The organism is Alteromonas sp. ABM1_013, from assembly GCF_056160505.1.
This window is the reverse complement of sequence record NZ_JBSWXH010000001.1, coordinates 697,777-710,541: the sequence shown is the minus strand read 5'-3', so window position 1 is coordinate 710,541 and position 12,765 is coordinate 697,777. Positions and strand designations below refer to the sequence as shown.

Here is a 12,765-nt window from a genome sequence, read left to right as displayed (position 1 = left end):
TCACTAAGCATAGTCAATTAATCGCAAACTGAACACGAAATGTCATGATGAAAAAGATAAACGAAAAAATGCGTACCAGATTCTCTCGCTCGTTAACCTGCTTAGTAGTTGGTTTGCTAATCGGCTCACTAAGTAGGCACTGCTATGCTGCGGCGTCCAATCATGAACAAGTTGAAAGCGGTGCCAAGCAGTATTTGATAAATCAACTTACTGATAATGCGCAGGATACTAACATTGATGTGGATATTGTGAAGATAGACGATCGGATAAATATCCCGGACTGTCCAACCGGTTTCCAATATAATGCTTCACAGGAAGCGTTGAGCCAATCCTACATATCTGTTCGTGTAAGCTGTAAAAATAACGAGTGGTATTTGTTTACCAGCGGCCAAGTGACGCGAACTAAAGAAATTGTGGTGACTCTGGGCGCAATTAGCCCTGGAACTGTATTAACCTCATCAAATTTAACTAAGGCAAAAGTAGATGTGAGACGTTTACGCTATACCGCGTTTACCGATTTAGAATCGTTAATTGGCGCTAGAATGAAACGCCGCATTACCGATGGACAAGCAATACAGTCTAATATGCTATGCTTTGTGTGCAAAGGCGATAGAATAACTATTACCGCCGAGGTTGCGGGAATGGAAGTTAAGACTGCTGGAATAGCGCAGCAAGATGGTGTGGTTGGCGATAATATAAAGGTTATCAATGCCAGTAGCCAGAAGGCCATTATTGCCAGAGTCGCAAGCCCTGAAGAAGTCGTGATACACTTATAAAGGTGAGCGTAAAATATCTACTATTTTGTTCTCAATTTAGCTAAAGATATTAGTCTAAAGGCCGATATATATTACAGAGGCAAGAGAGTAGTGAGGACTAGATATGGCAATTAACAATATAAACAATGGGTTACCTAAAACGCCCGTTGATAATGGGAAAGTAGCGCAGCAGAACCAGACGCAGCAATCTCAACAACAAGCTTCAGCGCAATCGGCACAAACGGCCGCAGCGCCGAGACAAGATTCGGTTTCATTGACGCAATCTGCTCAGCAGCTGAATCAAGTCCAGAAAAAAGGGACTGAGGCTCCTGTGAATCAGGAAAAAGTTGATCGCCTTAAAAAAGCGATTCAAAGTGGTGAGTACAAGGTTAATCCTGAAGTGCTTGCTAATAAAATCTCGAAGCTAGAATCCGAGATTTTTGGTACTAAATAATTCGGCACTAAATAATCTGGTGTCAAATAACTAGTTAGAATTTATCAGACACGTTCAATGAGACAAGTATAGTGACAGAACAAGTAAGCCAGTTAACACAAGCATTATCACGTCAAGTGGAGCAAATGACTTCACTTGCGTCGCTGCTTGAAAAAGAACTGCAGCTTATTAGCTCGCGTGACGCCGAATCATTGATGAATTTGTTAGACGAAAAAACAGCCCTTCTGGGTTCTATTCAATCACTGGATTCAAGTATCGAAGATGCTATTGCTAACGAAGATGCGATGTCGGAAGACGATGAAGCATTAATGGCTAACGCCAAGAAGCTTCTGGAAGATTGCAAATATCGAACACAGGTTAATCAAAAAGCCGTAGAGCAAGGACAGCTACGCCTCACACATTTGCGGAATTTGATGATGGAAGTTCGAGCAAAAGAATCACTTACTTACGACAAAAAAGGGAAGCCGAAAGGCGGAACCTTAGGCTCTGGAGTAAGTGCATAGGCTTTTAAATAGCCTTGTATCGCCCTAAAGCGTTAACTACGCTGTGCATAAACCACATCACCAGTTATCCCACTCGATTATCGCGTATTTTTTAGCATCCCGCTGCAAAGTAATTAGCGCGAATCGCCTTTAACTTACTTCCTAGTAATACTTTACATCTTTTACTCGACGCGGCTTAGCAGTCGACAAATAAATATCATAGACTTGCTGCATATCTAAAGAAAGCTCCGTAACGTAGGTATCCTCACCCACCGGATAAGTCTTAACGACCTCGGCGCCTCTTATTACTCCTTCCACAGACGCGCGTAACGTTTCACTGTCAACAACAAGACGTGATACAGATTGACTACCTTCGATTTTTTGACCATACACCTGCTCGGTTAACTCGCGGTATGCATCTAATTTTGACGCTTTCATCGCCATTATCAGCTTCATACTGTCAGACTCGCCTTTTTGTGATGAAATTGGCGCGTAACCAACCGCCTTTAAAACAGGGTAAGTTTCAGGCTCAACGGTTTCCCACTCGACGTGCTTATCGATAATGCCACATCCACTCAAAGAAACTGCCAGGCCAAACATAGAAGACCGCAAAAGTAGCTTTGAATTTTTTAGTCTATTCAACCACATAATTTAAAACCTCTGTGTGCATTAATAACGACTTAGTGACGTCTGATTGTTTACTTTCATTACCTATGTAGGCTAATAACCTTTGAGCAAAGCGTTATGAGGCGACTAAACTTTCATAACACATTTTGCAGTTTTAGACCTTGGTTAGAAGGAAATAAGCAATATATGCGCCCGTTTGCTTTTAAAGATAGCTTCCCACTTTAATTGGCACTTTTTTCGCATAGAACTCGCGTAGGTCTCGCATAGATTACGACATTATTTAACCGCAATAACTAAACAACCACAGAGGTGTCACGTGCGACAAGCAAGCAAAACAACGCTAATGGCATGTTTAAGCAGAGCAATGGCCGCTGTTTGCCTACTTAGCCTAATCGCTGGGCAAGCCCATGCCGTTTGGTATGAAGCCACAGGACAGGCTGTGGTAATGAACGGTAACAAGGAAGCAGCAAAGCGCGCAGCAACACAGGATGCGCTCAAACAAGCTATGTTATTTGCTGGGGCGTCAGTGCAAAGTGTAGCCAAACTCACTAATGGGCTTCTGAAAAACGAAGAGATGACAATTAGTTCAACGGGCGAAGTCGAACAGCTAGAGCTTGTGAGCGAAACTTACAACGGTGATGTAGTCACTGTTAGTGTACGTGCAGACATTTTTCCTAAAGGGGAAATATGCTCAGCACAGCAGGACGAAAAACACTTTGCCACTACTCACTTTAGGATAAGAAACAGAGCACAACTGACTGAAGGAAATATTCCACATTTTGATAAGGCGTTTACGCAGCGTTTAGCTAAGGCAATGCAAGAACAGACAGACAATCTCAGTATTACTTACGTTGCTCCCCATACTGCAAAGTTTGATAGCCGATATACCGACAAAAACGTACGTACACTATCAGATCAAAGTAACACGCAATTCGTTATTGTCGGCGTTATTGATGATTTAAGCGTTACACAAAAAGAAGCATCCATGTTTACACCATGGCGAAGCAACACTTCACACCGTGCTTTTGCAATGTCTGTACAAGTTTATGACGGAATAAACGGCGGCCTGTTATTCAGTTCCTCTTACAATGCTAATGAAGAGTGGACGTTTGACAGATTTGAAGACATCGATGAATTTTCGTCCACTTTTTGGCAATCACGCTACGGTCAGGCGATTGATGGCTCAATCAGCCAATTAATAGAAGATATTAAAGAGTCGACAGCCTGCCAACCTGTAACGGGTCGTGTTATCAATATTGCGAACAATAAAATTTCGATATCTCTTGGACGAGATAATGGCATTTCTGAAAAAGATGAACTATATCTTTATCAGGCCAAAGAGGTGGTCGACAATCGCGGTAGAAAATATCTTCAATATACGCTCTACCCCGGTACGTTTGTTGTTGATAGTGCTTATGGCAATTCATCAGTGATAGTCAACGCTGAGTCTGGAATTACTGCTAACATTCAGGAAAATGATTTTGTAGTTAAGAAGTAAATTAGTTTTCACTTTATCAATGTAAGTCACTGGGGTAGAAATAACGGGGTTGGAATATCAGCAATGCCGTGATATATCTATAAGTACGTATAATATTCAATACTTAAACTTTAGTCAGAGGCAAGTACTCTTTCTTATACTTTAGTATGACCTGCATAATAAAAATATGACCCTTTCTCTGTTTGCGTCGCACTGCTTAGCATTAGTGGCCTTGCTACTGGCTGGACAACAACTGAGGGATCACTATGTCATCGAGTTTCCAAAGCTCGAACAGGAAGTTAAAAATAATTTTGGGGCTGACAAAGCGTTACATGTCAGCGCACTAGAAACTAAACTTCACGACCTTGAAAATAAGGCTGTTAAAGAACAGCTTATCGGTGTAAACGCTTTCTTTGACGAGCATATCCAGTACGCTACCGACGATATCGTATTCAAACAAAAAGACTATTGGGCCACGCCTTCGGAGCTTTTTGGTCATTCTCGCGGAGATTGTGAGGATTATGCCATTGCAAAATACGTAGCTCTGCTACACTTAGGTATCGATAGTTCTAAACTTCGCCTAATTTATGTAAAAGCGAAAATTGGTAGAAGCCGAGTAACGCAAGCACATATGGTACTAGGATACTATGATTCCCCTTCATCGGATCCTTTGGTGCTAGATAGCTTAGTGTCTAATGTGTTGCCAGGTTCTCAACGAACGGACTTAATTCCTGTATTCAGTTTTAATGATTCGGGTATTTGGCAGCCGGGTAAAACTGCACAAGTTTCTTCGTCTACCAGCAGACTATCAAGGTGGCGTGATGTTATTGAGCGCATGAAGCAGGAGGGGATTAGCAGAAGGTCTTAGGAGTTTATGTCAATAACAAGAGAATTATGGCTAGCCATTGTAGTCGTCGTCCTTGTTGCAATTGCAGGTAGTGTCACAATTCATGGAATAACTACTAAGCAATACGTAGAAGAACAGCTATATTCAAAAAACTTAGACAACGCGAGTATGCTTGCTCTTACCCTAAGTGGGCTTGATAAAGACCCTGCTTCGCTCGATCTCTTCATAATGTCACAATTTGACATTGGTCACTACGCTTCCATTGTACTTCAAAAATCTAACGGTGAAATAGTTTCTGAATACACTCATGAAGTGCAGTTGGACGAAAATACTCCAAAGTGGTTTTCAGATAACTTTTCTCCCATAGTCAAACCAGGTATCGCTCAAGTAAGCGAAGGTTGGGGTCAGTACGGTACGGTTTATGTCGAAACAGATACCAGCTTTGCCGTTGCATCAATGTGGCGCGCCACTAAACGACTTATTTTTGGTTTGTCTCTTGTTGGCATATTTTCAGGCTTTTTAGGGGGCTGGGCTCTGCGTTTCATCATCCGGCCTTTAGACGGTGTTGTGCGCCAAGCTGAATCATTTCAACAAATGCAATTTATCCAGCTGAAAGAGCCTCGTACGTTAGAGCTTAAGCGTGTAGTGCGCGCTATGAACTTTCTTGCTACCAATTCTAGAAAGATCATGGATGAAGAGAATACGCGCCTTGATCTTATGCGCTATAAAACCCAATTTGATGACGAGTCTGGCGTTGCTAATAGGGATTACTTCATTTCAATCTTGAAAGGGCAGCTGGCTTTTAGAGATACTGAAGGTGTGAACTGCCTTTTCTTCGTCAGATTTACCGAAGGCAAAGGCTTTTTGCGCTCACCGGCAAATATCAGAAAAAAGCGTATTCGAGATTTTGTTGAAGAAATTAACGATTGCCTTGCGTTACATCATCATCAATTTACTGACAGCCGAATTGCTAGAATGCAAAAAAACGAGTTTGCTATTTTGCTTACTGAAACCCATGATGCCGTAGCTATATCTGAAGCAGTTCATGGCGCCTGCCTAAGTGCATTCAGCGAAGTTGGCGATCCCAAGGTATTTCAGTCTGTTGTTAAACTTCGCCCAGATGATAGTTTCTCTGCTTTACTAATGCGTGCAGATGCGATGATTGATGAAGCAGAACTACTAGATATGGATGAACCCTTTATCGAGTCGACCCTTAAAGAATTTATTAGCTTGGTAGAGCAAAAACGCTGGGAAAAAGAGTTACAAAATACTATTGACGAATGTGGTGTAGAAACCTTTAACTTCCCGGTTTTAGATATTGACCGCAATTTGGTTCATTATCAGAGTTGGGCGGGCGTTACAATAGATGGTGAACTAAGAAAAAGTGGTTATTATACCCATTGGGCTCGCTATCTCGGGCTTCTACCCCAATTAGAGCTAACAACGATTACTAGCCTGATCAACTATATCAATAACACTAAAACAAACTCAAAATTTGCGTTTCTCTGTTCTGAGCAATTCATGCTCAACCCAGAGGTTCTTGCTCAACTTTATTATCAAATCGGTACCAACGAAAAGGCAGCGAAACAGTTGTGTTTTGAGGTGCGAGAATCTACCGCGACGCGCTTCCCTGATGAGTTTAGAGACTTTTGTACAACGCTAAAAGCCAAAGACAGCGAAGTGGGCTTGAAGCGAGTTGGAGAATCTTTCTCGCAACTGTTGAACGTGCAGGAAATGGGTTTAGATTATGTAAAAATCGATTCAGCGTTTATGGCAGATATCGATTTCAATCCTGCCAATCACGCCTTTATACGTGGGTTCTGCTCCCTTGCGCATACTTTTGGTATAAAAGTTTATGCAGACGGCGTCAAGCGCTCAGACCATCAAGAACTATTCATTGAATTAGGGATAGATGGTGTGGTTTCACACATTGAAGTTATAGAGCATCTTTTAGATGACTAAACTCACCTATACGAAGTAATAAGCTTATCCTGTCTTTCGCTTCAAACTTATGAAGGAGCGTACCAACATATTCTTTAACGGTACGCTCAGTAATGCCGTGCTTCCTTGCTACCTCCTTGTTGCTTAACCCCTCCAAAATACCATTTAATACATCTTTTTCTCGGTTGGTTAGCTCTCGCAGCACAGGGAAATTCCGTTTCGTCTGCAAATTAGCAGCGACATTTGATGTAGTCACTGTTAATAACTCGTTGGGCAACCACATGCCTCCAGCTTCTATAACACGGGCTACAGAAGATAGTAGAGATTGGGTTCCTAATGCATGACAATATGCTCTAGCACCCAACATTAGTGCTGTTTGCATCTCTAGGCGGTCATATTTGTAGGTAAGTAAAACAAGATTTTCAGCTTTTTGTTTTGCCTCAATCAGTAACTGACGCCAGTTATTATCGCTTGCCATAATCCATACGCAGTCACTACTATCGCACTTCAGTTCATTGACACTACTATAACTAGACCAAGAGTATTGAGTAAGTGCCCCTTGTAAGTCTTTTTCTGCAATGAAATGTCTCATTAACGCTCCCTCAGCGCAGAGGCTGTCACATTAAACAAAGGCGATAAAATGTAATTAAGAACGGTTTTCTTGCCCGTTAAAATATCTACTTGCACAATCATTCCGGGCAGAATATCTAAGGATTCATCTGCAATGCTTCGCTTTGTTTCAAGTCTGACAAGGTAATAGGTTTCATCTTTTTCATTGGTAATGGCATCTGCACTAATGTGCTGAACCTCAGCCGACATGCCACCATAAATAGTAAAATCGTATGCACTAAATTTCAGGATGGCCGGCTGCCCTTCTCTAATAAAAGCAATGTCTTTCGGTGAGACTTTGGCCTCAACAATGAGCTGGTCGTCTTGAGGTACTAGCTCGACAACAGCGCTACCAGGTGTAATAACGCCGCCAACCGTGTTGATAAGTAGCCGTTGAACCGTTCCATTGATAGGCGAACGCAAATCAGCTTGCGACACCACATCTTCTAAACTTGTTTGAGACTGCTGTAGCATAGCCATTTCACCAGTTGCATCGGTCAATTCTTGATTCCATCGATTAACTAGCTTGAGGCGGGCTTCTTCCTTCTTAATAATTTCTTCTTCAATAGCATTTAACCCACGCTCTATTGCCACTTTAGATTTGCTGATGTTGCCTTCAAGCTCAACAATTTGGCGCTCTAATCTAAGAATTTCGATTTCCGACACAGCTCCTGATGCTAATAATGGTTTAGTCACCGCCAGCTCTTTTTTAGAAAGCGTCAGCACATTTTGATATTGGGATAGATTAGCTCGCTCTTCTTCAACATCTTGTCGGCGTTGTAAAATGCGAGAGTCAGAACCTGCCGCGATTTCATCAAGCTCAGCTAAATTCGAGTTATAGAGTTTTCTCTCATTATCAACGATGGTAGGCGCTTCTTCTTGAAGCTCTCGGTTAAACCGCAACACCTCGCCCTGGGTGAGCGCAGATAAGCGCTGAACCTTTGCCGCAAGTGCTGCAAATTGAGTAGTATTCTCCTCTAAACTGGACAAAAAGCGCGTTGGATCAACTTTTAATAGCACCTGCCCTACTTCGACGGTTTGTCCTTCACGTACTAAAATCTTTTGTACTATCCCGCCATCGTATGATTGAAGCACCTGCAGCTGCTGCGACGGAATCACCTTCCCATCACCTTTAGCCACTTCATCAATCTCGGCGAAATAAGACCATACCACTAACAAAAATAGCACTATTAGTACGACATAGAGCAGACCACGGGCTTTTACCGGCGTTTGCATAATGCGCGACCATTCCGCTTCTAACACCCAATCTTGACCTGGGGGCGGCGCAAGCCAGCCTCGCATTAGCCGCTGTAACCAGTCCTTTTTTTCACCATCACTTTTCAAAATCATGGCGCCCTCTTCAATACTTGACTGGGTTGTCTAAACTGCACTAGTACCTCTTCCTTTTTTCCATCGGCAATCACTTTTCCGTTTTCTACAACAATGACCCGTTCTACCAAGTCGAGTAATGTGGTTCTGTGAGTATTAATGATGAGAGTTTTACCTGCCGTTGCCGCCTTAATCGTTTCCTTCATCTGCGCTTCATTAGTTGAATCCATGGCTGAAGTTGGTTCATCCATAATGTAAATTGCTGGGTCTCGCACTATGGCCCTTGCCATCGCCACAGCCTGACGCTGCCCACCCGACAGCAAGCAGCCACGCTCCCCCACATTTTGCTCTATGCCACTCGAGCTTCCATTAACTAACTTTGCCAAACCACATTGAGTAATGACTTCCCAAAACTCAGCCTCGTCAATATGTGTATCTTCTGGCAAAATATTGTCTTTTAATGAGCCGTGAAAAAGGCTCACATCTTGCGGTACATAGCCTATTTGTTTACGTAACAGCGTTGGGTCATACTGCTGAAGGTCTATCCCATCCAACAAAAGTTGCCCTGATTCAGGGCGATAAAAAGCCATAAGAAGCTTGTTTAACGTTGACTTTCCGCACCCGTTTTTGCCCAAAATAGCAACGTGTTCCCCTTGTTTAATAGAGAAGTTAATGTCTTTTAACGCGAGTACGGTTTCATCTGGATACTTGAAGCAAAGCTGGCTAGCGTCAATATTCCCTTTTAGCACGACATTGTTTTTAATCTGTTTGTTGCTACCTGTTTCACTTGGTAAAGACATAATGTCATCAAGGGCATTCTTTGCGGTTTCAGCGTGATGGAATTGCGCAAGCAATGCGGCAGCCTGAGAAACCGGCCCCATAGCTCGGCTTGATAATAAATAAGCGGCGATTAGTCCACCTTGTGTTATCACGCCCTCAATAATGAGGTAAACACCAGTGAGGATAATAACCACACCCACAGATTGCTGGATCCAGAGCGCAGCGTTATTAACCGACATTGATACTAAACGTAGTTTGGCGTTGACTTTGGCAAGGAAGATAGTCTGCTTTTCCCACGCACTTTGATTTCTACTTTGATAACCAAACGCTTTAACGTCCTCTAATGAGGTTACGCTTTCAGTCACAAGGGAGCTTTTACGAGAGCTGATTTCCATCGATTCTTCAGAAAGAGAACGCATTACCCGCTGTGCCTTCATCGCATAAAGAAAAAGCGCAGTAGCACCAATGAGTATTGGAATGATCAGATAAAAATCAATCATGGCGATAATGACTACGAAAAGTAGCCCAAAGGGTAAATCAACCAGAGCCACTAAAGTGACTGAACCGAAGAACTGCCGAATACTTTCAAAAGACTGTAGGCTATTTATGAATGAGCCACTTTTAGCAGGCTTGCTGGCTAAATTTATAGACAGCACTTTTTCCATTATTTTCGCCGATAGCGTGACATCTAATCGACTCGCCGCCAACTCTACAAAATACTGTCTAAGCATGCGCAATAAAAAATCTGCGGCAAGCACAAGTAAAACACCAATAGCGAGTGCCCACATGGTTTCTAGCGCAGCATTTGGCACTACCCTATCGTAAACATTCATCACGAACAGGGGTAATGCGATAGAAAGCAAACTGATAAAAACGGACGCTAAAAGAACGTCGCGATACAAACCTTTTGCCGTTCTTATGGATGACCACAACCAATGCCCTACGGATGACTTGTCAATTTGCGCATTCGTTTCTTGTGCATTCATCTCGGGGCGAGCGAAAATGACATACCCTGTATAGCTAGTACTTAGCTCATCTCTTGGTACTTCGACCACAGCATCATCGAGTTCCGGGTATGAGACTCTGGCATGCGTTTTGTCAAGCCCATGTAGAACGCAGGCTTGCTTATCACTGAGCACTAAAACAGCGGGTAGTATTGCAGTATTGATATGATCTAGATCGCGTTTTACTGTTCTACTGGCGAGCCCCGCTCGTTTTGCTGCGCGTTCAAACCCCGTAGGAGACAACTCACCATGGTCTAAAGGCAGTCCGCTAAGCAGGCTAACTCGAGATACATCCAAATGGTGGGCATGGCAGATTGTTATTAAACAATCCATCAATACGCCACCTTGTTTCTCAAGATATGATATGTCGCTGTCGACCTTTTTTTCCTTCATATAGGCCTACCACACCACTATTGCGTTGAAGGAAGCTGGATGATAGCCGCCTCAATTCTGCGATTACGGGCATTAGCCGCTTCTGACTCTTCATCGACAAGCGGACGAGTTTCCCCATAACCGACAGCGGTGATCCTTCTAGCCTCTATGTTTGCTTTTGTCATAAGCATTGATGCGACAGCTTTCGCTCTGCGTTCAGACAAACGCTGATTGTAGGCGGCGTCTCCATCTAAAGATGCATGACCGTGAATGATTACCCCAGAATTAGCGTCACTATTAAGCGCATCGATAACCTCTTGAAGGGAGTTCTCATACTCAGGTAAAACCTCGGTAGAATTAGAGGCAAACTCAATGTTTACGTTAAACGACTCTATTATATTTGCGTTGTCCAAGGTGAAGTCAGCAGCACTTGGTTCTGGCGCCAATTCAGGCTCTTTCGCTTCACAACCAAAGTCATCGACCATAGCGCCCGGCGTTGAATCTACACAGTCATCCCATAAATCAACAATACCGTCACCATCAGAATCGCGCTTTAGAATATTCAGTTCATCTTCAAAGTTAGTGCGAACTACAGGGCATACGTAATTAGGGTCGTAGCTAATTTTTTCTTCTGCTTTGCTTAGCACATCAGGTACGCCTTCCTTCGTTATACCTAACGTTTGCGCTAAGCTTCCCGATGCTGCAAGCAGTCTTACCCGTGCTTTTTCTAGCGTATATTGCGCTTCCAAGTAAGCACGACTCGATTCGTAGTACTCATTTTCTGAATCGAGCAAATCCAATAGAGAGCGTTCACCAATAGTGAATTGATCCATATATGCAGATTTCACCCTGTCCGAAGATAGTCTATGTGCATTTAGTGCAGGAAGTTGCTCTGTAATATTGATGATGTCGTTGTAGGCAATCTGTACCGTTTGTCTCATATCGATACAGGCTTTATCTCTTAAGTCTTTTGCTAAGTCCACCTGTGACAGTGCCTGTCTTATAGCCGCGCTATCCGACCCACCGTTATACAAGTTATAAGAAAAGTTAACGCCGACACTCGCCTCGGTAATGGTGTTATTCAATGCAGCTTGGTCTCGTGTTTGCGCACCATAACTTGCGGTCAAATTAACCTGAGGATGGTAGAGACTCTTTGCACTATCGACCGCATAACGCTGCGCATCTATGTTATAAATAGCAGCATTAAATTGTGGATTAGTGCCATACGCGCTAGTAAGTAAAGATTGTATATCTGTGACGTTTGCATCAACGAAAGCAGAGTTTATTGATACTGACTGTAGGTTTTGAGCAGGCTTTTCACCCACCAACCGCAAAAAACGTGCGGTAACATCGTGCAAATTCGATAGCTCAGTAAGCACGTTAGACTCGGCAAGGGAAAGACGACCGCTAATTTGCTCTAAGTCAGCTCTACGACCTACTCCAGCTTCAACGCTTTCTTCAATTTGTTTGAACACATCAACATGAGTAATCAGGTTTTCTTCAGCAAGCTTCAAAAGCTCTCGAAACAACTGTACGTCCATATAAGCAAGGGCGGTATCTAATGACTTCTGCTCAATTTCACCCATTAGTTCAAAAAATCGTACAACTTGTGCTTGCTTAAACCGCTTTACCTCACTAGTTGTTAAAAAACCGTCATATAACATCTGGGTAAGGGTGATTTGAGCAGTATGGCCCATGTATTCTCGATCTAAGCCATAATTTCTGTCGGTGTACGCGCTGGACGCCAATACATCGACCTGTGGGCGAAAACCGCCTCTCGCAATGTCGACATCAGACATGGCCACTTGAAGTTGACGCCAGCTGGCTTGTACTTCCGGATTTTCGTTTACTACCTTGCGAACATAATCTTCCAAACTCACAGGCGAGTTATTTACACCATTGCCTTGAGCAATAGCAGTATGAGTAAGCACAGCGCTAGTTACTCCAATAACAACTTTGGTAAGCACTGAATTAATCAACTTCATATATGCGTCTCACTATATAAAAACTAGGCGACATTTGTGTCGTTTCCTACATTTAAAAAGTAGACGCTAATAGATTTTCTGCAAACTGAAGCGACACTTTTTA

At 42.9% G+C, this 12,765-nt stretch carries 11 protein-coding genes; 6 read left to right on the top strand and 5 right to left on the bottom strand.

Annotation, left to right across the window (positions count from 1 at the left end; genetic code table 11):
• Positions 1 to 44 precede the first annotated feature (44 nt).
• From flgA to flgN, 3 genes are all read left to right on the top strand, one after another.
• On the top strand, positions 45 to 776 hold the full coding sequence (gene flgA, locus ACXAGK_RS02950) for a flagellar basal body P-ring formation chaperone FlgA (protein ID WP_474853987.1): 732 nt from the start codon (positions 45 to 47) through the stop codon (positions 774 to 776).
• Between the two features lie 103 nt (positions 777 to 879).
• Positions 880 to 1,209: a flagellar biosynthesis anti-sigma factor FlgM gene (gene flgM, locus ACXAGK_RS02945; RefSeq protein ID WP_474808286.1), complete on the top strand. Its 330-nt coding sequence runs from the start codon at positions 880 to 882 to the stop codon at positions 1,207 to 1,209.
• A gap of 71 nt (positions 1,210 to 1,280) precedes the next feature.
• Entirely contained in the window at positions 1,281 to 1,712 is a 432-nt protein-coding gene (gene flgN, locus ACXAGK_RS02940; protein WP_474808288.1) for a flagellar export chaperone FlgN, read from the top strand.
• 141 nt (positions 1,713 to 1,853) lie between these two features.
• Here flgN and ACXAGK_RS02935 read toward each other — a convergent pair whose 3' ends face one another.
• Positions 1,854 to 2,339: an LPP20 family lipoprotein gene (locus ACXAGK_RS02935; RefSeq protein WP_474808289.1), complete on the bottom strand. Its 486-nt coding sequence runs from the start codon at positions 2,337 to 2,339 to the stop codon at positions 1,854 to 1,856.
• 295 nt (positions 2,340 to 2,634) lie between these two features.
• Between ACXAGK_RS02935 and ACXAGK_RS02930 the strand changes: the two genes are divergently transcribed.
• The 3 genes from ACXAGK_RS02930 to ACXAGK_RS02920 all read left to right on the top strand — a co-directional run bounded on the left by ACXAGK_RS02930 (position 2,635) and on the right by ACXAGK_RS02920 (position 6,604).
• On the top strand, positions 2,635 to 3,816 hold the full coding sequence (locus ACXAGK_RS02930; RefSeq protein WP_474853984.1) for a flagellar assembly protein T N-terminal domain-containing protein: 1,182 nt from the start codon (positions 2,635 to 2,637) through the stop codon (positions 3,814 to 3,816).
• Between the two features lie 166 nt (positions 3,817 to 3,982).
• Positions 3,983 to 4,663: a transglutaminase-like cysteine peptidase gene (locus ACXAGK_RS02925; RefSeq protein ID WP_179982619.1), complete on the top strand. Its 681-nt coding sequence runs from the start codon at positions 3,983 to 3,985 to the stop codon at positions 4,661 to 4,663.
• A 6-nt stretch (positions 4,664 to 4,669) separates the two neighbouring features.
• Entirely contained in the window at positions 4,670 to 6,604 is a 1,935-nt protein-coding gene (locus ACXAGK_RS02920; RefSeq protein WP_474853982.1) for a bifunctional diguanylate cyclase/phosphodiesterase, read from the top strand.
• Here the strand turns inward: ACXAGK_RS02920 and ACXAGK_RS02915 are convergent.
• The 4 genes from ACXAGK_RS02915 to ACXAGK_RS02900 all read right to left on the bottom strand — a co-directional run bounded on the left by ACXAGK_RS02915 (position 6,579) and on the right by ACXAGK_RS02900 (position 12,662).
• Positions 6,579 to 7,175, bottom strand: a complete 597-nt coding sequence (locus tag ACXAGK_RS02915; RefSeq protein WP_474808294.1) for a helix-turn-helix transcriptional regulator — start codon at positions 7,173 to 7,175, stop codon at positions 6,579 to 6,581. The genes ACXAGK_RS02920 and ACXAGK_RS02915 overlap by 26 nt on opposite strands.
• A complete protein-coding gene (locus ACXAGK_RS02910) occupies positions 7,175 to 8,542 on the bottom strand; it encodes an HlyD family type I secretion periplasmic adaptor subunit (protein WP_474853980.1) in 1,368 nt (455 codons plus the stop codon). The genes ACXAGK_RS02915 and ACXAGK_RS02910 overlap by 1 nt, the downstream gene beginning before the upstream one ends.
• Positions 8,539 to 10,638: a type I secretion system permease/ATPase gene (locus ACXAGK_RS02905; protein WP_474854476.1), complete on the bottom strand. Its 2,100-nt coding sequence runs from the start codon at positions 10,636 to 10,638 to the stop codon at positions 8,539 to 8,541. Before ACXAGK_RS02905 ends, ACXAGK_RS02910 begins: the two co-directional genes overlap by 4 nt.
• A gap of 77 nt (positions 10,639 to 10,715) precedes the next feature.
• Positions 10,716 to 12,662 (bottom strand): TolC family outer membrane protein, encoded by a 1,947-nt coding sequence (locus ACXAGK_RS02900; protein WP_474853978.1) that lies wholly within the window; start codon positions 12,660 to 12,662, stop codon positions 10,716 to 10,718.
• Positions 12,663 to 12,765: the final 103 nt, after the last annotated feature.